This is a genomic window from Pseudomonas sp. O230 (genome assembly GCF_045447035.1).
GTDB lineage: Bacteria > Pseudomonadota > Gammaproteobacteria > Pseudomonadales > Pseudomonadaceae > Aquipseudomonas.
Map to the genome: position 1 here is coordinate 53,894 of NZ_JBJGXN010000007.1, position 21,676 is coordinate 75,569.

A 21,676-nucleotide genomic window follows, 5' to 3' on the forward strand; every position below is an offset into this window, starting at 1 on the left:
GGCGTGCTTTCAGCAAATGAACGTTTAGTGGATCGGTCAGTTACCAATCGAATTAGCCTCTTGGCAACTGCCCGAAATTTCATTTTGCTGCTTTTTCAATCAAGTTGGCGACGATTTCCGGATTTGAAATCATCACGACGTGCGAACCACCTTTGACCTTAACGATTTCTTTAGCGTGTGCACGTTCAGCCATGAACACCTGGGCTTGAGCCGGGATGTTCTTGTCCAGGTCGCCATAAACGAAATAGGACGGAACGGTTTTCCAGGCTGGCTCAGTCGACTTCTCGTTGAGTGCTTCTGCGGTCACAGGGCGCTGAGTCGCGGCCATCAGCTTAGCTTCGGCGGCTGGAACATCTGCGGCGAACTGAGCATGGAACTTGTCCTGCTGTATGTAGAGATCTTTATTACCGTCAGCCAACTCAACAGGTGGCGCAAGGGTCGGGCCTAAGGTTCCACCGGGAAATTTACCGGACAGATCAGCCGTCGATTCGCCTGCTTCAGGTGCCACACCTGCTACGTAAACCAACGATTTGACGTTGGATTGGCCGTAAGCGGCTTCGGAGATGACGGGGCCGCCGTAGGAGTGGCCGACCAAGACAACAGGGGTTTTGATGGATGCCAGCAATTCCGCAACGGATTGAGCGTCACCTTTGAGGCTGCGCAATGGGTTGGAGGCTGCGATGACTGGGTAGCCATCCTTTTCCAGAATCTTGATAACACCATTCCAGCTGCTTGAATCAGCGAAAGCACCGTGAACCAGTACGATGGTTGGCTTTGCGTCAGCTGCGTGGGCAATACCGCCAGCGAGGAGTGCGGTGGCGAGTGCTAAACCAGAGAAAATCTTTTTCATGCGGATGTCTACCTGTCGGGAAAAACTGTTGGTTTGAAAATGCTTGGTGTGCGATTGAATCGCCTTGGTAGCAATCGTGCGACAGGAAAAATTCTTTGTCAATGGCTTGCGATTGAATCGTGCACGTAATAACGTGGGGTCTCAGACTAAAGGAGGGACTCAGGTGTCAGAAGAAGGCAAAAGCGACTTCGCGCCGCTGAATGATTTTTTATGCTTCTCGATTTATTCGGCTGGTCATGCACTCACGCAGTACTACCGTCCGATGCTGGAGTCGCTCGGCCTGACGTACCCGCAATATCTTTTGATGGTGACGCTTTGGGCCGAGGATGATCAGATCATCAAGGATCTAGGGAACAAGCTGTTTCTGGAATCGAGTACGCTCACTCCATTGGTAAAGCGCCTCGAAAGCGCGGGTTTGATTACTCGCAGTCGAGACCCGCAGGATGAGCGTCAGGTGCGCGTAAAGCTGACGGAGGCGGGATGGGCACTCAAGGCAGAGGCTCTTAAGGTACCGAACTGCATTCAGGATGCCGTTGGGTTGAGCACTGAGAAGATCATGGAGATCCAAGCTGCTGTGGCTAGCATCCGTGACCGGCTGATCGAAAAGAAATAACTGCTCAATTTCTTGAGGGGGTTGTCGTCTCGTTAAATTGGCAGCGGAAAATCCCTGTTTAGTTTCAAGTTGTTCATAGTGGACTGCTTAACTGGGAATAGGCCCACAGTGATTTGATACCCAGCCCTGAATGGAAGGGCTGGGGGTAATTCCCTACCCAGGCTTGGATGCCAAATTTTTGAAAATTTGGTCAACCAACGTAAGTGCAATGAGGCACCTCAATGAAAGAAAATCTTACCGAGGCAGAAATGCGCCAAGCGCTTTTTGGCTTGGGCAATAATGAGTCAAGTCCAGAAGTTCAGGACTCACGCATCACAGCGGACTCGCAACACGTATCAAAGGCTCGGAAGGTTGCCACCTCTAGGTCGCCAAAGCTGAGGGTGACTTTGCGTGTTACGACGGAGTTCGAAGGTAAAGCAGACACCTTCGTTTACGATGCGAGCACTCTGAGTAGTCTCATCGCCGAACAAGAAGCAAAGACAGAAGCGAAGAAGAAAAAATTCAAGTATTTTGAGCTGGTTTCGATCGAATCAATCTAGTAATTCACTTGTGCGCAGTCCCATCCACGTCTAAATTTTGCCTTATCGAATGCATCTCATTGAGGCTTGGCAGGATCCCTTGTGCGGTTAGTCGATTAGTACTGGTGCCGTAGTTTCAGATGCGGAGTCTTTGCAGTTCAAAAATCGGAACAATGATAGGTGCTCGTTCTCTATTATTTTTGCATCCGGACTTGTAACAGTTGAGCAAAGAATTCCGGCTTATTTTCCTTAGGTTGGCTATGGGGCGGGGCATGAACGACTTACAGCTTCAGGAGTTTTACGAAGCCTCAGACGAGACCGTCGTAGTTTTGATAGTCGATGACCAGCCGATGATTGTAGAGGCTGTACGGCGCCAACTGGCCAGTGAAATTGATCTTAAATTTCACTACTGCACGGATTCGACCCAGGCTGTAATTGAGGCTGTGAGGGTGAAGCCCACTGTGATTCTCCAAGATATGGTCATGCCAGGATTGGATGGGCTTACGCTTATCCAGGAGTATCGAAAAAACGTCCCTACCCAAGGGATACCGATAATCGCGCTGTCAGTTAAGGAAGATCCGAGCGTGAAAAGTCGGGCCTTTGAAGCGGGTGCTGATGACTATTTGGTCAAGCTGCCCGATCCCATCGAATTAATAGCTCGGATTCGCTACCACTCACGCTCCTTCGTTACTGCCAGACGCTTGGATCACACATATCGCGCTTTGAGAACGAGCCAGCAGCAGCTGCTCGATACCAATCTGACGTTGCAGCGAGCAATGGGCGAATTGAAGCGCCTTGTCAATTCTGATGGGCTGACTGAAATAGCAAACCGAAGACATTTCGATGAATTTTTACAAGCCGAATGGCAAACCGCTAGCAAAGCAGGCTTAGAGATCTCGTTGCTGATGGTCGATGTAGATTTCTTCAAGCGCTTCAACGATAGCTTTGGGCATTTAGCGGGCGACGACACCTTAAAAAAAGTTGCTGGTGCAATGCGCGATGCGGTGGAAGGAGAATCCTTTTTGCCGGCGCGATATGGCGGAGAGGAATTCGCAGTGATCTTGCCTGCTACGTCATCATTCGATGCCATGACGATTGCGGAAAATCTTCGAAAAAAGTAGAGGCATTGAAAATCCCGCACAATTCGCCTGAGCCGACCTCTGTAATAACAGTGAGTATCGGGATTGCGACCATGTCACCCGAGCGGACCGACGATTGCAAAATGCTGATCGACTTGGCAGACAAAGGACTGTATGTGGCGAAGAGAGGCGGACGAAATCGAGTTGGAGTTTGTCCGGCAGACGGTGAATAGCTTTCGATTTTTTACCGGTGCCTGAAGCATTTTTGTAACGCTAATCCCAGACAGTACTTCACGCTCCGCAGTGCTCTTCGGCATCTCTACTCACGGTGCAGAGTACGTAAGAGCAGATGTTCGCAGGCTATTTGTTATAGTTTTTCCAGTATGTAGGACCATTGAGATCTGCTAAATTCTATTTGATGCGAAATATGGGAGTGGAGCAGACTCTTTTCATTTTACAATTGGTTCTGGTTGCCCATTCCCTCTCAACCTTAGGAGCGATCGATGTCTAAACTTGCCGAATTTCGTCAGCTGGAAAAACATTTAGCAGAGCAGTTGCAGGCGCTTGAAGCCCTGAAAGGCGATGCAGGCCTGAAAAAAGAAATCGAGTTTGAAACCAAGCTCAGAGCGTTGCTCGCAGATTACAGCTACAGCCTAAGAGACGTGGTCAACCTCCTGGATCCTAAGCGTGGCCGTACCGGGGTAGCTACTGAATCTAAGAGTGTTTCCCGTAGAGCACGTCAAGTGAAGGTTTACACCAACCCTCACAACGGCGAGACCGTGGAAACGAAGGGCGGTAACCATAAGGTTTTGAAAGAGTGGAAGGCAAAGCACGGCGCTGCGACCGTTGAGTCTTGGCTCAAGTAATAATTTTTTGCAATGATGGATTCCCATGCTGTGAACTGCTCGCTTGGGTTTTCAGATGGTGGAGCGCATAGCGTTAATAGGTGTCGTGCGCTTCATCGCTTCCAGTAAGCAACGTGCGGAAGGATCGTCCTATAGCTATAGCCCCGGGCAGAACATGGATCTGTCCCACTTCCCCCTAGACCATCCCCGTGTTGCCGCGGCTTTTTAAAGGGCGCCCTACCCGCGTACCAAGCTCAGCAATTAGGTTCGCCTTACATCACATACTCAAGTTCAAAAGTCCCGAAGGCCGTCGCTGAAAACCCCGTGGATTTCGATATGGCCGGTGTAGGCATTCATCGCCTGGCGATTCTCTTCCTGCCATTGTTTCCGCCGATTTTGCCCAAAAATTTCAATCAAGGCCTGCTCCAAAGTCTCGGAGAGATTGATATCCAACGCCCTGGCCTTGTCGAGTAAGTCGCCATTTATGTTTACGACCACAGATCGTCTGAGGGCGTCGAGTTGGGAGCCAGTGATCATGGGCCTTCTCCTTTGTACGTATGATCTTTCTACTCCAGAGTTAACGTTCAAGACCGCAATGAACTCAAGTAAGGGGCGAAAAATTCGGTGTATCTACAGATGCGATCACCACCGCAGTGAACACGGTTGGCGATTCGTTGACGGACGTCGGACGCGTCCGGTTCGTGGAACGCTCATTGACTACAGGTGCCTGGCTATCCTTAGGCAGTTTGATCCAGCACCGCGTTACAGCACGCCTCAAATTTTGCACGAATAAGTCTTGAAACCCTGAGAAAGTGGCTAGTCGCGGCTGTCGTTTGGATCGTGGGCGTCAGCGGGTGTCGAGTTTTCCGATAACGATTGGTCGCCCTCATATCTGAATGGCCGGCTCCTCCCAAATTGCGCTGCAATTTTCAGAGCTGCTTCTCGAAATTTCTCATCGACGAGAATCTTTTCCTCTGGGCTCAACGCTTCATACGCTGCTTGCGATCCCTCTCTCTGCAACGCCAGGCGCTCATTCCTCAAAGCCTTGATTTTCATCAATCGTTCAAAACCGTATTGATCTTCCTCTGGTGTATCGGAATCGTCAGTGATGTCTTTCATCGCGGCACCGCCCGTATCGTCGAGGATCGCACTGGCCCATCCTATCACCCACCACGCAGCCCTGGATGCTTTCGCCTAAGCGGTCATGTCCCTTCTATCGAAGGAAGGCAACCTAGGGGGAGGGAGTCATTCAGTCAGTAGCGCTCACAATCCACAAATAAGCCGACGTCTTCCAAAACGTCATTCAGCGCGCCGATGATTCTGGGCTCTGCGTACAACTCTAATCGCGTGTAGGAAAGCGCGACGGCGAGCCTCGTCTGGTGCTCGTCGAGAGCGCAGGGATCGAATGCCCAAACTTGGATATTGATGACGCTGGTGTCGTTGTGAGAATAGGCGTCCACCAGATCAAGTTGCGGCTTCATCACCTCCCAATCACCCAAAAAGATGCCATAGGTTTTTTGGGGGGAGTCAGCGAACATTGTTCGCTTATCTAAAAACGTGTCGCCAACAGCAGCAAACTTCTCAGCTGGAAAATTTCGTACGCTGAAATCCATCAGGCGAGGGGACGAAACGTAGCTACGAGCGCCTTCGATGTCGATAAGCTTTTGGTCGGTTGCTAGATGATCACGCAATGCGTCTAGCAATCCAGGTTGATTCGCCATGGAAAATTTCATGGTCAGGACTCGTAATGCAGATCGCAGCGCGGGTGATGATAGTGCATACGTCTATTGCCAACCCGTGAGCCACAGATAGCGCAAATGTTCACCGACATGACTTCGGCCAGATTGAAGACGCCGCACACATAATCGTCGCCACCACGGTAGTAAATTCTCAAGCCACCAAATTTTTCCTTCACTTCCAAGACCGTGACCGGCTCGCAATCTGGTGCGATTTCACATCGGGCGGAAACCAGTGAAAGCGCATTGTTCAGAAGGTCATACCAGCCGTCGAGGCATTCAAACCCCCAGAAATACCTTCCGTCCACGATTGTCGCGTTCGGAAAAAGGTTGAGGTTTGGTTTGCAAAGCATCTCTTCGCGCTCCGGACTCACGGGGAATACCTCATGCAAGAATTGGGGATACCACTACGCACTTTCCTTGTCAGTGAAAACTTTCCTTCCGATGAAGCAATTCTCATCGATCGCCAATTTCCGGTACTCCAATCATCGCGATCGGCGTCGCTAGAAGCCTGCGCCCCAGCTACACGATCAAACCTGTCTGATGACATTTCTTCAAATCTCTCGGATACCGTGCGGACTATCTGATTAGCAGCAAATTTGCCGCGATAGTTTTTGCATAATTATCTGTGAATATTTTAGCTAGACCCTACAATTGTAGGGCGCTAAAAAGCTGACTTTATGGCTTTATCATTCCCTTTGCAAGGGGTGATCAATGGAGCTGAACGATGCTTTCGCGGCGGCGTTAAAGGGGATGCGATCGCTCCGCCATATGCCCCAACAAAGGTTCTTCGGCAGTACGAGCCGAGCGTACATAACCCACTTGGAGCAAGGACGCAGATGTCCGGGACTGGCGAAAATCGAAGATTTAGCCGCTGTTATGGATGTGCATCCTGCGAGCATCGTCGTTGAGTGTTATCTGCAAAAAAATCCAGAAATTGACCTCGACAGTCTCCTGGAGAAAATTAAACAGGACCTGACATACGAGTATTCCGAGCCGGTCCCGATCGCGGATACCGAGCAAGAACCTAAATAAGCTGCCCTTTAGCCCAGCGCGCTGCATGTCGGTGCTCGCCCGCGGCTAAAGGTAAAGCGCATATAGACCATGCGCAGCTGGGCTAGTTAGCGGCATTGAAACCGTTGCGAACCCTATTTCCGAATGATCGCAACTGGAGCATTGAGTGACTGTATTTTCTTGCCGGGCGGAATGTCAGGACGATATCGACGCCTTTATTGAGGCCGCTAAGGCCGCAGAAGTCGAAATGGCGATCCGAGCGTTTGCTGATAAGGTGTTTCCGGATGTCGAAATCGAGATTACCTCGACCGCATCAAAGGACGAATTACGGGATCTCATGCGAGGCGTTGAGGACGGCCATATGATGCGCCAAACCTTACGAGCAGTTCCCTTATCGGAGAACTCCTTGGTGCCTGATGATCGAGTGAGGTGAGATATCAATTGGCCTTGGCCTGTCGAGTAGCAAAATCGCACTCCACTTGATCACCCGATTGTATTCGCTCAACGATTCATCGGTCAGTCGTGACATGCAGTAGATGCCCGAGTAGTCGCTCTCATTGCGTCGTCTTCCGACTGGGAGGAGGCACGCTCAACTTACTTGCCCGAATTATGCGTACCTGTTCCGGGATAAATACCCATCAGGACGTTCGATTTTAGCGATTGTTGCGATAGCGCTCGGTCAAGGACTGCACGAGGGTGACGTAGGATTGCGTCTCGGGGTATGGAGGCACCCCGTTGTACTCGACCACGGACGCTTCACCGGCATTGTATCCTGCCAATGCCAGCACCTGGTTGCCGTTGAAGCGCTTAAGCAGCCAGGCCAGATAGCGCACGCCGCCACGAATGTTTTGTCGTGCGTCGAACGGATCGTCGACGGCGAAGCGCTCGGCGGTGTCCGGCATCAACTGCATCAGCCCTTGGGCGCCAGCTTCGGAGATGGCGTATGGGCGAAAAGCTGATTCGGCGTGTATCACCGCGCGGACTAGCGCCCTGTCGACACCATAATGACCGGAAGCGGCTTCGATCTCCCGTCGATAGGATTGGGTGTCCAAGCGCAGCGATGCGACTTTGAATCCCTTGGGCGCCGTACACAGATAGCAGCCCTTGATGTGATAGACCTCAAGGATATCGACCCGTGCAGAGATCCCTTCGGGGCGCCGGCTGACATATTGACGAACACCGTTGTGCATGAAGGTGTACACCCGAATCCGCGTAGCACCTGGGTCGTCGTTCCTCACAACTCGTGGCTGGACCGATGCCTTGGCGCCGACACCGCCGCCCGCTTTGCCATTTACGCGAGTGCAGCGTACCCCGGCGATGGCTTCGCTGGTGTAGCTGATGGCTCCATCCTTGGCTTGGCACTTGAACATGGCGCTAGCGCACATTGGAGCGACCAGCAAGGCCAGCTCGATGCAGCAAAGAAGGCTCCTGCGCGCCCATTGCCATGCTTTGGGACTCATCACATCGCTCCGCGCCGCAGGCGTCGATCAGCTCTGGGGTGGCTGGTCCAGGAGCTACCTTTTGAGAGCCTATCCCGGGTAACCCAACTTTTGCTCTGTTAGTTATACGCCTTGTAACCGATCATGGAACTTGCGTTGACGTACGGACTGCCGGCTATACCAGGCGAGGCGTAGGCCTGGTTGCTAGTTCGACGCTTCGTTGCGGCTGGTCAGAACCGGCCGCAATCCAGATCCGCGGGCCCCGGATCCGTGGCAGGACTAGTTCACACAGTCTCAGTCGTATCTAGGTCTACGCCTTGACCGAAATACTACAGCTTCCTGCGAAGACCCTGCGAGTCATCGAGTACATAGGCGATCATCTAACAGTGCGTCAGTGCCTTACGAATAGATAGGATCATTCCGAAGCAAACGTATGTCTCCTTGTGGCCGATTTTGCCTGTAAGAATGGGAAGCAGCCGACCAGAAGTAGTCATCTTGATCTCTGTGAGAAGCTTTACCCGCGAGCGGTTGATCCGGATACCGGAGAAAACGGGCGTGGAATCAACCGTTGTTCAGGCGTTAGACCGAGAAGCGGGCAACCAGGGTGTTCAGGTTGGTGGCCAATTTCGACAGTTCCTGGCTGGCTGCGCTGGTCTGGTTTGCTCCGGCAGCGGTCTGCACGGCCAGGTCGCGAATGTTGACCAGGTTGCGGTCGACCTCACGAGCGACCTGAGCTTGTTCTTCAGAGGCGCTGGCGATGACAAGATTTCGTTCGCTGATTTGATTAATTGCATCGGTGATGCGCTCCAGCGCTCCGCCGGCATCCTGGGCGATTTCCAGCGTTTGGCGAGCCCGCTGCGTGCTGGCCTGCATGGCATTCATAGCACCGGCTGAGCCTTTCTGAATCGTGCCTACCATCTGCTCGATCTCCTGCGTCGAGGTTTGCGTGCGATGTGCCAACGCACGGACTTCATCAGCCACCACCGCAAAGCCTCTGCCTGCTTCACCCGCCCGCGCCGCTTCGATTGCCGCGTTTAACGCCAGCAGGTTGGTTTGCTCGGCAATCGCGCGAATCACGTCGAGCACCTTGCTGATGTTGGTCACACCATCGCCGAGGGTTTTGACTTCCTCGGAGGTGCGAGAGACGTCATCCGAAAGAAGTCGGATGGACTCCACGGTTTTGGATACTTGTTGCTGGCCATGCTTGGCAGTCTGAGTTGATTCCTTGGACGCTTCAAAGGTGGCGACGGCGTTGCGCGCCACTTCATCCACCGCAGCCGTCATTTCGTTAACGGCGGTGGCAGCTTGCTCAATTTCCTGGCTTTGTTGGTGCAGGCCGCGGGTCGAGTCTTCCGTCACGGCGTTCAACTCCTCGGCGGCTGAGGCCAGCTGATTCGAGGAGTCGGCAATGTTAAGAATGGTGCTCTTCAAGTTTTGTTGCATGGTTTTCAGGGCGTTGAGCAATTGGGCCGGTTCATCGATACCCGCCGCGTCGAACGACTCGGTGAGATCACCTTTGGCGATGACTTGCGCCACCCGTACCGCCTGCGTAAGTGGTCGCGTGATGCTTCGGGTAAGCAGCAAGGCCATGAGCCCGGTTAGTAGCGCGGCCACGATGATGAAGGCGACTACCCCGGTTATGGCTTCCGCATAGGCTTGATCCGCCTGCTGATCGGAGTCAGCCGCGCCATCCTGGTTGATCTTGGTGAGTGCCGTCATTTGTGCGCCCAATTCATCCGACGCCTTCTTATACTTGCCACCCAGCAGTGCGAGCATCTCGCCGGGTTTATTTGCGTTGGAAAGCTGTATCAGTTCGCGATTGACCGAATTGTACTCTCCGACCAGCCGTTTAAAGCTTTGGTACTGCGCGCGCTCCACGTCATCGTCGACGAGTTTTTCATAACGTGTCATTGCTTCATCGAGTTGACTGTTCAGTTCCTCGATGCGGGTCACTGTTCCGCGCACCTTGTCGTCCTCACGGTCAACCAAAAGGCGGTAGGCCGTTATGCGCAGACGCAGCATAGTCTCGTTAACGTTATTGAGGGCCGAGAGGCTGGGAATGCCCTTGTTGGAAAGGTCTTCAACTTGCGCACGTACGGTCTTGAGCTGATACATGGCGAACAAGCCCAGCAGAATGACCAGCGCCCCAATAATGGCGAAACTGATTACGGCTCTTGGGGCGATTTTAAGCTGGCGCATGGGGTGTTTCCGGGGGGGGGGGGAGGGGCGTACGCACTGTATCGCCCGAAGCGGGGTGAGCATGAGTATTAAATCTGGACAGATTTATTTCCCTGCTCAACGGTATGCTTTTGACCGACAGCTGTCCTTCGCGAATGATTGTTTTGGGCGGAGGGGGGGCAATTTATGTTACTGATCAAGTTTGATATACATGACTGTTACTGGTCGCGGTAAATGCAAATAGGCGGGCAAGGTCGCAATCGCCCAGATAATCGGAGAATGAGGCGTGTGAACCTGTCATTGGTAGACGCCGTTCTCAATTTTCCATATCAGCAACTCTACAGTGTTCATACCTACGAATGTAGAGAACAGGCTTGCCGGCGTTACTCTGCCCAGCGCGATGTTCGGCTGGGTCAGCCAGTCCACCGTTGCTTCGCTATTGCCCTCGAACAGCTCTAGGGCGTCTTGTATGACTAGCGCCCGGCGAAAAGCGTAATCGCTCTCGCTAATGGACAGCTGCTGCGCCTTTTTCCAGCGACGTTGAACCGCGGGAGAAACGTTGAGCAAGGAAAATAGTTTTTTTGTGGATAGGCCTACGACCAGCGCCAGTTCGTCATAGAAGTTTACGTCAAGCCTGTTATGAAGAAGATCCGCGCAGGCATTCAGATCCTGCCGAAGCGCGATGGCATCGGCAAAGCGTTCAGAGCGACAGTGGGCCGGTGAAGCGGTCTCAGTCACGTTGCTCATGGTTTATTTCCCCGTCCTCAATACCTTCATGTTGGTCACAAGTACCGCAGCGACACCATAACGCCAAAAAAGCCCAAGAACGGTATCGATTTTTCGATCCCGCACAGAGGCTGCACATTTTGACTAAACTTGGCGCCGAGGCTCCATATACCCCATGTAAAAAGTCTAAACCTGCATCAGTTTTGCTACCCCTGCGCCAATCTTAACGCTGGCACAGATGCTCATATGGTGTGAGCGGTGCAGCAAAATCGCTATCGTCCTGTCGACGATGGGCATAGACAAAGGATCACCGTAGAGTATTTGGCGGCAGCCCTCGCAAGGTTTACCGCCACTCTCCGTACCTCGTCGAACCATTACCTGATCTCAGGATAACAGCGACATCAACCCGCCTTTACGATCTAGCTTGGCCAGGTCGTCAAAGCCGCCGATATACATGTCCTCAATGAAGATTTGAGGCACGGTGCGGCGTCCACTACGGCTGACCATTTCATCCCGCTTACCCTCTTGGGTGTGGATGTTGATCTCTTTCATCCTAACCCCCCGACTGGCCAGCAAGGATTTCGCATTGCGGCAGTACGGGCAGGTTTCCGTGGTGTACAGAGTCACAGTTTTCATGATTTGTTCTCTGTTTTAGGCGCTTGCCTAGCTGATCGCCGGGAAGTCGATATCGGTCAAGGCGACGTTGTTCAGATAGTTGGTCAGCGTCTGCGAAGCGACATGTGCAATCACTTCAATGATCTTGGCATCGTTGATACCGGCGGCGCGTGCTTCGGCGATCTGCTCGTTTGTCAGATGGCCACGGCTTTCAGTGATTTGCTTTGCGAGCCGTGCGAAGGCGTCGAGTTTCCCTTCACGAGCGCTAAGAATTTCATTGTGTTTGTAACCGGCTTTACCTGCGAACAGAGTGTGGGCAGCAAGGCAGTAGTCGCAACCGTTAGCTTGGGAAGTGGCGAGGAAAATTGATTCCTTTTCCAGATCGCTGAGCGACGTTTTGCTCAGGGCAAGGGAGCTTTGCATGTAGGAGGCAAGGACAGAAGGAGCATGGGCCAGTACGCGGAATACGTTTGGCAGGAAGCCGATTTTCTTTTGGATGCCCTCCAGCATTGGACGGGTAGCTTCGGTGGCTTGTTCGAGGTTAACTGGGACGATGCGAGACATGGTGATACTCCGATGATTAAGCGCGTTGTGCGCTGGGTACGGAGTCGATGTTAGAGGTTTATTTGGTTTATTGGCTGCTAAAAATCTACGATATACGACTAATCGTCCAGAATCGTTGACGGAGATCTACCATGGATCGTTTATCTACACTGCTTGCGCATTTCGGTGTAAACGCTGGCACCTTTCACAGCGGTGCGTTTTGCGGGATTACGGCATTCGATGGCAGCCAAACAAATGGGCATATGCATCTGCTGCAAGCCGGTGAGGTTCACCTTAAGCTAGCCGATGAGACAGAGCTTCACATTACCGAACCAACTCTTATCTTTTTCCCTCGTCCTTATCGACATCGGATGACTGCCAAAGAAGGATCCGGCGCGCAATTGGTCTGTGCATCGGTAGAGTTCAATGGGGGCGCGGGTGGTGCACTTGCTACGGCATTGCCGGATTTCCTGGTCTTGAAGCTGGATGAAATACCGACCCTGGCGAGCACATTGCAATGGTTGTTCGACGAGGCGTTCGAAGGCACCTGCGGTCGTGAAGCGATAATGGATCGCCTGTTCGAGCTTTTGGTGATTCTGCTGCTTCGCCACATTCTGGCCAGTCGTAATCAGCAGCCTGGAATGATGGCTGGACTGGCAGATACGCGTCTGTCGCGTTCTCTAAACCTTATGCACGCTGCGCCGGCCAATGCCTGGAGTTTGGCCGAGCTTTCGGCAGCGGCCAATATGTCACGGGCCAGCTTTGCAGATCATTTCAAACGAATTGTTGGGCAGTCACCGGGTGATTATTTGGTGAGCTGGCGTATAAGTCTGGCGCAGAAACTTCTACGTGAGGGTAAACCCATAGCGCTGATTGCCGAGGAAGTGGGCTATGAAAGCCCTTCGGCACTGGCTCGGGCGTTTCGTCGAAAAACCGGCGTCAGCCCACGAGAGTGGAGGGGGGAAAGCTAGAGATTTCAGCTCAGGCTGCTCTGCAAACCGTTTCGACCGGTTCTTCTTGGTTGTACGTCAAATTCAAGGGAATAGGTTGGAGATCCGAATCCAGTTCTCTCCCCATTCGGATACTGTAGCGAGACAAACGCTACTAAATAATCATGCAGAATCTTTAACGAGCATAGAAGATGGTCAACATTGCAGGTGAGCTAAAATCATAAGGGTCAACAAATAATTCCCCTTTCGCCGGTTCTTAATTGTAGCCAATTGCCATGAGATTATGCATGTTTACTCCACTTATTAGAGTGCGCTAAGATCTGCGCCACTGGCGATACTTTACTCTAATGGAACTGTAGCGCTTATTGTTTTGTTAATTGAATAGCCAATTCTTGCTGTACGTGTTGTTGCTGATTATATAGAATAAAATTAGCAGTTGTATATTTCCGATCTCTCATTGAGTGTGCGAAAAACTTGTATCAATATGGGGCGATAGATGGATGCAAAAAAACAAGGGAGCACACTCTGCGCCTTCACAATACCTAAGAAATTGTTGAAGGTCGGAGATTATTAATCAGACCTTTGATAAGTGCGCGGGGCATGCAATGGCCATTCTCTCTCCGGCAATTGATATTGGAAACACCGGCTTCATGTTGGTTTGCACTAGCCTAGTAATGCTGATGACGCCAGGATTGGCGTTTTTTTATGGGGGATTGGTTTCACGGCGAAACGTGTTGACGATGATGATGCAAAGCTTCGCGTCCATGGGCTGGACGACGGTGCTCTGGTTTATGTTCGGCTACTCAATGTGTTTCGGCCCAACATGGCATGGGATCATCGGCGATCCTACCTACTATGCATTTTTCAACCATGTCACTCCTGAAGCAATATTTCCGGACAACGATGCGGGAATTCCACTCATTGTTCATATTGCGTATCAGATGATGTTCGCCATCATCACGCCGGCGCTCATCACGGGTGCTTTCGCGAACCGTGTGACTTTTAAAGCCTACATCGTGTTCCTGACGTTCTGGCTGATTTTCGTTTATTTCCCGTTCGTGCACATGGTGTGGAGTCCAAACGGACTTTTTGCCAAGTGGGGTGTACTCGATTTCGCCGGCGGCATTGTCGTGCACAACACCTGCGGATTCGCTGCTTTGGCTTCGGTGCTGTTCGTGGGTGCTAGGAAAAAAACCGGAGACAGACCGCACAACGTGCCACTGATCGCGCTTGGTACTGGGCTTCTTTGGTTCGGCTGGTACGGCTTTAACGCTGGGTCGGAGTTGCGTGTAGATATGATCACCGCTGCCTCTTTTCTGGCCACGGATCTCTCTGCATCTTTCGCCGCTATCACGTGGCTGATCGTCGAGAGACTCCACTCCAACCGTACCAGCTTCATCGGCCTTCTGACTGGGGCGGTGGCGGGCCTGGCAACGATCACACCTGCTGCCGGATACGTGTCGCTGACAACGGCATGTTTTATCGGGATCATTGCCGGCTTGGTCTGCTATGGAACCGTATTGTTGGTACACAAACTGAAATTGGACGATGCGTTGGACGTGTTCGGGGTTCACGGTATGGGAGGGCTCATGGGCTCTCTCTTGCTCGGCATATTCGGCTCGTTGGCCTGGAATCCACATGGTGCCGACGGCTTGATTTATGGCGGGACTGAATTCTTCTTCAAGCAAGTCGTGGTGGTTGTGTGCTCCAGCATTTGGGCATTTGTTTTCACCTACCTTATGCTCTGGGTCATCAGCCGGTTCATTACCGTTCGAGTGACCGAAGCCTCCGAACTCTCTGGCTTGGATGCCGATCAGTTGGGCGAAAACGCTTATGAATAGTGCCCACGCTGTAATCACTTCAACATAGCGACTGCGTCAGAGCCAATCCCGCCAATCTTGTATTTGGCTTGATTGAACTCAACCTGATCGGTCCTGTGTTCGGCACCGCTTAGAGCTGACGCGCCGACCTTCATAGGGTCGGCGTCGTCCGATCTCACTTGATCATTCACATGCTCATCGCCACTGCTTGGCAGGGGGCTGGCATCTACATGGGCAGTGGCGTCGAACGTCACTTGGTCAGTCCCATGCTCCGTACCGCTTCGAGCCAATACCCTAGCCCTGTTATTGCCTGCCCTAATCGAACCGAATGGCAAGGCACTCACTCGGTCATAAAGAGGTTTCGGCGTCTCTATAGGTAGGTCCGTGCGGGTATGCATCACGTAGATGGCAAGTACGAACAACGCTAGCCCGGAAAAGATCTTGCGGTGCATATCTTCCTACCTCAGTGGGTGAAAAATGTCCCGGTTCGGTAGCTCTCCATCACCTACTACTGATTGCTTCCTCAACAGCTGATACTCAGTTGGTGTTGGTCTTTTCATTTTCCCTCCCCCGCTCCGCGACGCTAAACCCTGGAAGCTCAGTTCCGATTCTTCGTTCTTAAAGGTCACCATCCCAAATCATCGAAACCGGCTGTACGTCACGCGGGCCGTGCCTTTGAAGACAAACGGAAGCAGCGAAAGCCGGACTTCCGATTGTGCGCTAGGGAAACGGAACAGAGCGCGGGGGGGGGCGGGGAGGGTGGTTGGGCAATCGCTAGGTCTGTGGAAGGTCTCTAGTCGCCGGCCGAGCCCTTTGATCACAAGGCCCAGGGGCCGATTTGGAATCAAACCATCGCGTCCGAGAGCCTGACTCATGCCTCCAAATTCGACGTTTTTTGGCCCAAACCGCAGTGCCAAACAGACCTCAAATTGACCCGATTTCTTGCTGGTTTGGTGACAAACCATTTTGCAGGTAGTTGGCACCGATTGAGTGCCGCTGAACCCTCGAAAGATCCGTCGGCCGCGGTCTCTAGCGGTCAGCTCGGAATCTCTTGCAAGGTCCTGGTCGGTGCCAAATCCGCTGCTAACTCACACCATACAGCTTTACACCCCAGCATCTGATGGCTTTCTCGGCCCCAGTGCGCTGGCCGAGGCGATGGCGGCGGCTGAGCAATGGATCGACAGTCAGCTCCATTAGAGCGAAACCGATCGTCATTCCCAAACCACATGATGATGCTCGTATCAGCCCTGCAGGTTTCCGGTTATCCATGGGGCAAGCTGCCAGGCGCCAAAGCTGGCGTGTGAGACATGGGCAGCTTTTCTTTATGCACAGAAACTGACCCGATGCCGCTGCTCGACGGCCGGCCGGAGGGCAGCTTCTTCCCGCTTCGCGCAGATTATGAGCGCTCCATGGGAGTTCCATTGTTGGTGATCAATGGCCGTGGGCTTGATTGGAGAGAATATTTAAAGTACGCCCCTGCAAGTAATCGGCGTTAAGCGTCTTGAAGCAGTTAATGCCCTACGCTAATAGTTATTTTTAGCATTATGTAGGAAACCCTCTATTCAGTTTTTAGTGTTGATACAAATGTAGCCAGCAAAGGATCTTTTTCAGCATTTTGCTTGTGCCTGCCGATGAAAATCCACTCGTCCTCTGTCCAAAGAATTCGTGTTGTTTTAGGTGCTTTGCAGTCAAAAACAACCTGATAGATTTTTGTTTCTCGCTGCTGGACGACGACGCATTGCTCAAGGCAAACCAACAATCGCTGCCCGGGCTCTAGTGTCGGCACATTGAGCGGGACACACATCTTAATTTCTGTTTTTCGCATGATGACTTTCGTCCTTAAAATTCAGAAACCCTACGCGGTAAATCAAAAGCAAAGGCGATCCGTTGTGGCGAGGGACTCATCTCATGTCTTTGAACATGACGTCCTATGTGCACTTCAAGGTGCAATCATCACGGTGAAGTAAGTCACTTTGAGCCCGTACAGGCAATTACCTCCAGGGTGTGGAGCTGATAGCTCATTGCTGATCGTGAGAGCTTTTTGGGTTCGGCTTTGTTCTCGATCTGGCCGTCAGCGCTTTATCACTTGACGCTTACCCGCAAGGTTGTGGGCTTTCAAAGACAAAGCATTGGGTGGCAGCGCTCAGGCCGGCGTACCTCATAGAGATCGGTGGTTTTGTTCATGACTAGCCTCCGGGGGTTCATATGTGCATAATATTATCATGCGGTGATAATAGAAAGGCAATCTGCTCGACCTTGCCTCAGGCGGGAGCGACGGTTTTGCTCAACTGCCGGGAGGCAAATCACGCATGAGAACAGAAAGATGTGAGCGCTTGGAGAGCTGCATGAAACGTGAGGACGTAAAAATCAAACACGCTGAAGGCATTCAGTTTGACACCCATTTAATTGCCAATCCGGCCAACACCCAGGAGTGGATCGCATTCTTTAAAAAGGAAGCAGGAAGAAGTTTTTTCCTGGTCAATGATAATGAAGAAATTGAACCCTTCCGACACCTTGATGATTTGGTTCATGAGCTGCGTGAAATCGGTATCAAGGTGGCTGAAATTCATTTTTGAATTCTTTTTTCTTGGAGTGTCGTCATGTCTGTCAGGGTCGAACATCTGTGTAGTCAGAGTGAAGATCTATGGTCCGTGTGTGTAGGTGCCCGGCGAATTCAGTTCCGCAATGAGCAGGGTGCAAAGGACTATGCGGCAAAGCTGAAAGAGCGTATAGAAGCTCCACATATATACCCGTATGCAGTGCCGGCAACCGGCGACAGAAACTGCAGTAAGTAATTAAATGTGTTGTCCTTGTTTTATTATAAAGATTGAAACATAACAAAAATAACAAGATTCCCTGCTTGAGGGTGATGCAAGACTCGACGAGTTATAAGTCCCAATCAGAGGAGCACCAGGAGATTTTTTAATCGGGTGGCCTGTCTCCTGTTGCGAAGGGGCGCCAGTGATTCCTAGGCGTTTTTGCCTGGGGTCGGTGCTGATGGGTAAAGATCTACCCCTCTTGGGCATTTTGATTTCTCTTCAATCAAAGAAGGTCGGTAGGCGTGGCGCAGGATATAAAAACGCCAGCTCTGACTGAGCTGGCGATTACGTCTATCTAGTCGCGCAAGTAGGCCACCAAGGCGTCAGCGAAGGACTCAGTCGTTCCGGTTCCCCCCATATCCGGTGTCACCTGATCGCAGGCGGTTTTCAAAACAACGCGGATAGCGGTACGAATGCGTGTCCCCTTGTCCACCATGCCCATATAATCAAGCATGTCCGCGGCAGCCAACAACAATGCACAAGGGTTTGCGATGTTCTTGCCAGCGATGTCCGGTGCCGAACCGTGGACCGCTTCGAAGATGGCCGCATCGGCGCCGATGTTAGACCCGGGCGCCAAGCCCAATCCACCCACCAGGCCTGCGCACAAGTCTGAAAGGATGTCACCAAACAGGTTGGTGGTGACAATGACATCGAATTGATGGGGGTTCATGACCAACTGCATACAGGCGTTATCGACGATCATTTCGTGGAATTCGATTTCCGGATAATCCGCAGCGACCTCGCGCGCAACCTCAAGAAACAAACCGGAGCAAGACTTGATGATGTTGGCCTTGTGCACCGCGGTAACTTTCTTGCGGCCTTTGCTACGAGCCAGCTCGAACGCGTATCGCACGATGCGTTCGGAGGCGGTGCGTGTTACGCGGATGCTCGCCAAAGCGACTTCGCCGTCTTCTGAAATACTCTGTCCTTCGGGTAAGTAAGCCCCCTCGGTATTTTCGCGCACTGTGATGATGTCGATATCTTCGAAGCGCGAACGGGTTCCCGGGAAACTGATCGCTGGTCGAACATTGGCGTAGAGATCGAAATGGCGGCGAAGGTGAACGTTGATCGATGAGAACCCACGGCCAATCGGTGTCGTCAGAGGGCCTTTAAGTGCGATGCCATGTTTGGCGATCGTATCGATAGAGGCGGGCGGCATCAGCTGTCCATGTTGCTGCAACGCCTCCAGGCCGGCCTCAACGAAGTCGTAGCGAAGATTGCAGTCAAGGGCGTCGAGTACGCGTAGCGTCGCTTGCATGATCTCGGGGCCGATGCCGTCGCCCTTGATGATTGCGATTGTTCTGCTCATGGTCTCTTCCTTAACAGAGCTTTGTCAGCCTGCTGTATTGATTGGGTCATTGAGACTGGTGTCACGAGTCTGCTGATAGGCATTGACTGTCTGACGGCTTTCACCGCGCCAGTGTGCTGTGTTTCATCCTCCGCGCCGTGACTGCGCAGGTCATCGCGGATCAAATGACGGTCATCCTGAGACGGATGTCAGATCTCGCGCCGCACAGAACTACTCGAGGATGCTGCTGTTACGGGGCGAGCTACCGGATCAAGCGTGCTGTCACTGCTCCACCGAATATGCGCATAACATTAACATACAATGTTAATGTTTGCCGTGGGCGCGCTCAGCAAAAGTCATTGGCTCACTTTCGCATGGCGCGGCGGACAAAAAGCCTGGCGTCATCAAAGGCAGGTACGATTGCCAGCGTCACCAGAACCATCGCGAGCGGTACCGTTGAGATGTAACCAATGTGCTTGAACCCAAATGCCCCCATCACGCCGCCGAAGAAAAAACTCAGCGCCAGCAGTATCAGTATTTTGAGCCGGGTCCGATTGGCGAGAACTTTTGGGTGTGTCGATGTGCTGGCGGCATTCCAGTAAAGGAGTTTTCCCAGCTCAATTCCGATGTCCGTGATGATGCCGGTGATGTGTGTCGTTCGGATTTCGGCTTTTGAAATTTTGGTGATCACCGCGTTTTGTAGCCCCATGATGAAGCACAGGAGCATCACGGTGACTGACACGAATAAACCATTCACTGTGGATAGTTGGGCGCCCAGAAAGCCAAAGCAGATAAGCAGAAAGGCCTCGACCAAAAGTGGCACTGCAAACTCACTGTGCATCCGTCTGCGTCGGGAGTAATTGACCATGACCGCAGAGCACGCAGCCCCAATCAGAAAAGACAACAATGCGCCGGCGCCACTAAGTACCAGGTCGTAGGCTCCCAGCACACTGTTGTCTGCCATCGAAGAGACGATGCCCGTCATGTGTGAGGTGTACTGATGCACTGCCAGGAAACCGCCAGCGTTGGTTGCTCCCGCGACGAAGGCCAAGGAAAAGCCAAGATGTCGGTTTGCGGCGGTGGTACGCCTTCGCCCGGTGAGACTCCTGACATATTTGATCGGCATTTATTCACCCTTGTCTCAAGCAGATGAGGAGCAAAAAAGCCAACCGATTATCTATATCTGATATCACCTGGTCCTCGTGATTTAGACGGGTCTGCTCGTTGAGTGTTGAAGCCGATGGCTACCGTTTCTTCTGATCGGTGAACAGAGGATCGCCTGCTGGCGCAGCAACTTAAAGCGGGTAGTGTGCCGGGTAATGCAGCTTCGCAACGCCGGTGTCGATAGCGGCCTTGGCCACTGCACCGGCTATTGCTCCGAGCAGGCGAGCATCGAGCGCTTTGGGGAGGATGTAATCGCGGCCAAACTCAAGTTTATCGACGTTGAATGCTTGCAGCACTTGCACCGGTGTCGGCTCTTTGGCCAATTGGCGCAGTGCTTCCACCGCCGCAATTTTCATCGCTTCGTTGATCCGGGTTGCGCGAACATCCAGCGTCCCGCGGAAAATGAACGGAAAGCCCAGAACGTTATTGACCTGGTTAGGGTAATCAGAGCGACCGGTCGCCATGATCAGGTCATCACGTGTGGCCATGGCCAGCTCGTAGCTGATTTCAGGGTCCGGGTTCGAGCAGGCAAACACGATCGGGTTAGGTGCCATCGCTGCCAATGCTTCTGCCGGGAGGAGATTGGCTCCAGACAGGCCGACAAACACGTCAGCACCGGTCATGGCTTCCATCAGCGTACGAGGGCCACCGTCGTTAACGAACTGTGCTTTGTATTGATTGAGGCCTTCCCGAGCGGAGTGGATAACACCGACACGATCGACCATGTATAGGTTGCTTTTTTGAGCGCCGAGACTAAGCAGCAGGCGCATGCAAGCAGTGGCCGCTGCACCGGCGCCGAGGCAAACAATTCTCGCATTACCCAGGGTTTTGCCCTGAATCTCAAGTGCATTGAGCATGCCGGCGGCAGTGACGATGGCCGTACCGTGTTGGTCGTCATGGAAGACTGGGATGCTGCACTGTTCGATCAGTGCTTCTTCGATTTCAAAACACTCAGGCGCTTTGATGTCTTCCAGGTTGATGCCACCAAAGGTGTCGGCAATGCGCACGACGGTCTCGATAAAGGCCTGGGAGCTCTCGGCATTGACTTCGATATCGATCGAATCGATTCCGGCGAAACGCTTGAACAGCAATGCTTTGCCTTCCATGACCGGCTTGCTGGCCAAGGGGCCTAGATTGCCGAGGCCCAGAATGGCCGTGCCGTTGGTGATCACGGCCACCAGATTGCCTTTACCGGTGAAGCGGTAAGCGTTCTCTGGATTCTTCGCAATTTCGCGTACGGGCTCCGCTACGCCTGGGCTGTAGGCCAGTGCGAGCTGGGCGGCTGTGTCGGCAGGCTTGGTCAGCGCGATGCTGATTTTTCCTGGGGTCGGGAATTCGTGGTAATCCAGTGCAGCCTTCTTGAAGTCGGTAGTCATGCGATCACCTAATTAGATTTTGATTACAATCACATGCTAACACTATTATAATGATAGGCAACGAGGTCTTGACCCACAGACCAGGATCAAATTGTCAGTTGCG

At 52.4% G+C, this 21,676-nt stretch carries 23 protein-coding genes and 1 pseudogene; 9 read left to right on the top strand and 15 right to left on the bottom strand.

Annotation, left to right across the window (positions count from 1 at the left end):
• Positions 1-79: 79 nt before the first annotated feature.
• Entirely contained in the window at positions 80-850 is a 771-nt protein-coding gene (locus tag ACI77H_RS16125; RefSeq protein WP_282483537.1) for an alpha/beta fold hydrolase, read from the bottom strand.
• 163 nt (positions 851-1,013) lie between these two features.
• Here ACI77H_RS16125 and ACI77H_RS16130 point away from each other — a divergent pair, with 163 nt between their 5' ends.
• The 4 genes and pseudogenes from ACI77H_RS16130 to ACI77H_RS16145 all read left to right on the top strand — a co-directional run bounded on the left by ACI77H_RS16130 (position 1,014) and on the right by ACI77H_RS16145 (position 3,926).
• A complete protein-coding gene (locus ACI77H_RS16130) occupies positions 1,014-1,463 on the top strand; it encodes a MarR family winged helix-turn-helix transcriptional regulator (RefSeq protein ID WP_282483536.1) in 450 nt (149 codons plus the stop codon).
• Between the two features lie 221 nt (positions 1,464-1,684).
• On the top strand, positions 1,685-2,002 hold the full coding sequence (locus tag ACI77H_RS16135) for a hypothetical protein (protein ID WP_214377675.1): 318 nt from the start codon (positions 1,685-1,687) through the stop codon (positions 2,000-2,002).
• 251 nt (positions 2,003-2,253) lie between these two features.
• Positions 2,254-3,293, top strand: a pseudogene (locus tag ACI77H_RS16140) (diguanylate cyclase domain-containing protein).
• Positions 3,294-3,563: 270 nt separating this feature from the next.
• Positions 3,564-3,926, top strand: a complete 363-nt coding sequence (locus tag ACI77H_RS16145; RefSeq protein WP_214377671.1) for a histone-like nucleoid-structuring protein, MvaT/MvaU family — start codon at positions 3,564-3,566, stop codon at positions 3,924-3,926.
• Between the two features lie 270 nt (positions 3,927-4,196).
• Here the strand turns inward: ACI77H_RS16145 and ACI77H_RS16150 are convergent, their stop codons facing one another.
• The 4 genes from ACI77H_RS16150 to ACI77H_RS16165 form a co-directional block, all read right to left on the bottom strand.
• Complete coding sequence (locus ACI77H_RS16150; RefSeq protein ID WP_282483535.1) at positions 4,197-4,442, bottom strand: type II toxin-antitoxin system CcdA family antitoxin; 246 nt, start codon at positions 4,440-4,442, stop codon at positions 4,197-4,199.
• Positions 4,443-4,721: 279 nt separating this feature from the next.
• Positions 4,722-5,024 carry a hypothetical protein gene (locus tag ACI77H_RS16155; RefSeq protein ID WP_282483534.1) on the bottom strand — a complete coding sequence of 101 codons (303 nt, stop codon included), beginning with the start codon at positions 5,022-5,024 and terminating at the stop codon, positions 4,722-4,724.
• Positions 5,025-5,158: 134 nt separating this feature from the next.
• Positions 5,159-5,638 carry a hypothetical protein gene (locus ACI77H_RS16160; protein WP_282483533.1) on the bottom strand — a complete coding sequence of 160 codons (480 nt, stop codon included), beginning with the start codon at positions 5,636-5,638 and terminating at the stop codon, positions 5,159-5,161.
• Positions 5,639-5,640: 2 nt separating this feature from the next.
• On the bottom strand, positions 5,641-6,015 hold the full coding sequence (locus ACI77H_RS16165; protein ID WP_214377664.1) for a hypothetical protein: 375 nt from the start codon (positions 6,013-6,015) through the stop codon (positions 5,641-5,643).
• Between the two features lie 340 nt (positions 6,016-6,355).
• Between ACI77H_RS16165 and ACI77H_RS16170 the strand changes: the two genes are divergently transcribed.
• Both ACI77H_RS16170 and ACI77H_RS16175 read left to right on the top strand, forming a co-directional pair.
• A complete protein-coding gene (locus ACI77H_RS16170) occupies positions 6,356-6,676 on the top strand; it encodes a helix-turn-helix domain-containing protein (RefSeq protein ID WP_407012748.1) in 321 nt (106 codons plus the stop codon).
• Positions 6,677-6,821: 145 nt separating this feature from the next.
• Positions 6,822-7,088 carry a hypothetical protein gene (locus ACI77H_RS16175; protein ID WP_407012749.1) on the top strand — a complete coding sequence of 89 codons (267 nt, stop codon included), beginning with the start codon at positions 6,822-6,824 and terminating at the stop codon, positions 7,086-7,088.
• 220 nt (positions 7,089-7,308) lie between these two features.
• Here the strand turns inward: ACI77H_RS16175 and ACI77H_RS16180 are convergent, their stop codons facing one another.
• The 5 genes from ACI77H_RS16180 to ACI77H_RS16200 all read right to left on the bottom strand — a co-directional run bounded on the left by ACI77H_RS16180 (position 7,309) and on the right by ACI77H_RS16200 (position 12,177).
• Complete coding sequence (locus ACI77H_RS16180; RefSeq protein WP_407012750.1) at positions 7,309-8,115, bottom strand: lytic transglycosylase domain-containing protein; 807 nt, start codon at positions 8,113-8,115, stop codon at positions 7,309-7,311.
• Between the two features lie 558 nt (positions 8,116-8,673).
• Positions 8,674-10,293, bottom strand: coding sequence for a methyl-accepting chemotaxis protein (locus tag ACI77H_RS16185; RefSeq protein WP_407012751.1), 1,620 nt, complete (start codon positions 10,291-10,293; stop codon positions 8,674-8,676).
• Between the two features lie 276 nt (positions 10,294-10,569).
• Positions 10,570-11,019 carry an antitoxin Xre/MbcA/ParS toxin-binding domain-containing protein gene (locus ACI77H_RS16190; RefSeq protein ID WP_407012752.1) on the bottom strand — a complete coding sequence of 150 codons (450 nt, stop codon included), beginning with the start codon at positions 11,017-11,019 and terminating at the stop codon, positions 10,570-10,572.
• Between the two features lie 363 nt (positions 11,020-11,382).
• Positions 11,383-11,634, bottom strand: a complete 252-nt coding sequence (gene grxC, locus ACI77H_RS16195) for a glutaredoxin 3 (protein ID WP_407012753.1) — start codon at positions 11,632-11,634, stop codon at positions 11,383-11,385.
• A gap of 27 nt (positions 11,635-11,661) precedes the next feature.
• A complete protein-coding gene (locus ACI77H_RS16200) occupies positions 11,662-12,177 on the bottom strand; it encodes a carboxymuconolactone decarboxylase family protein (protein ID WP_407012754.1) in 516 nt (171 codons plus the stop codon).
• Between the two features lie 131 nt (positions 12,178-12,308).
• Here ACI77H_RS16200 and ACI77H_RS16205 point away from each other — a divergent pair, with 131 nt between their 5' ends.
• Together ACI77H_RS16205 and ACI77H_RS16210 are read left to right on the top strand one after the other, a co-directional pair.
• Entirely contained in the window at positions 12,309-13,127 is an 819-nt protein-coding gene (locus ACI77H_RS16205) for a cupin domain-containing protein (protein WP_407012755.1), read from the top strand.
• Positions 13,128-13,711: 584 nt separating this feature from the next.
• Positions 13,712-14,947 (top strand): ammonium transporter, encoded by a 1,236-nt coding sequence (locus ACI77H_RS16210; protein WP_407012756.1) that lies wholly within the window; start codon positions 13,712-13,714, stop codon positions 14,945-14,947.
• A gap of 14 nt (positions 14,948-14,961) precedes the next feature.
• Here the strand turns inward: ACI77H_RS16210 and ACI77H_RS16215 are convergent, their stop codons facing one another.
• Together ACI77H_RS16215 and ACI77H_RS16220 are read right to left on the bottom strand one after the other, a co-directional pair.
• Positions 14,962-15,378, bottom strand: coding sequence for a hypothetical protein (locus ACI77H_RS16215; protein WP_407012757.1), 417 nt, complete (start codon positions 15,376-15,378; stop codon positions 14,962-14,964).
• A 1,106-nt stretch (positions 15,379-16,484) separates the two neighbouring features.
• A complete protein-coding gene (locus tag ACI77H_RS16220) occupies positions 16,485-16,751 on the bottom strand; it encodes a hypothetical protein (protein ID WP_149658773.1) in 267 nt (88 codons plus the stop codon).
• Between the two features lie 520 nt (positions 16,752-17,271).
• Here ACI77H_RS16220 and ACI77H_RS16225 point away from each other — a divergent pair.
• Positions 17,272-17,502 (top strand): hypothetical protein, encoded by a 231-nt coding sequence (locus tag ACI77H_RS16225; RefSeq protein WP_407012758.1) that lies wholly within the window; start codon positions 17,272-17,274, stop codon positions 17,500-17,502.
• A 538-nt stretch (positions 17,503-18,040) separates the two neighbouring features.
• Here ACI77H_RS16225 and ACI77H_RS16230 read toward each other — a convergent pair.
• The 3 genes from ACI77H_RS16230 to ACI77H_RS16240 all read right to left on the bottom strand — a co-directional run bounded on the left by ACI77H_RS16230 (position 18,041) and on the right by ACI77H_RS16240 (position 21,573).
• The gene (locus ACI77H_RS16230) at positions 18,041-19,054 is read right to left on the bottom strand and encodes an isocitrate dehydrogenase (protein WP_045060683.1); all 1,014 of its coding nucleotides are present in this window, start codon (positions 19,052-19,054) and stop codon (positions 18,041-18,043) included.
• Between the two features lie 343 nt (positions 19,055-19,397).
• On the bottom strand, positions 19,398-20,159 hold the full coding sequence (locus ACI77H_RS16235; RefSeq protein WP_407012759.1) for a YoaK family protein: 762 nt from the start codon (positions 20,157-20,159) through the stop codon (positions 19,398-19,400).
• Positions 20,160-20,328: 169 nt separating this feature from the next.
• Positions 20,329-21,573, bottom strand: coding sequence for a malic enzyme-like NAD(P)-binding protein (locus ACI77H_RS16240; protein ID WP_407012760.1), 1,245 nt, complete (start codon positions 21,571-21,573; stop codon positions 20,329-20,331).
• Positions 21,574-21,676 lie beyond the last annotated feature (103 nt).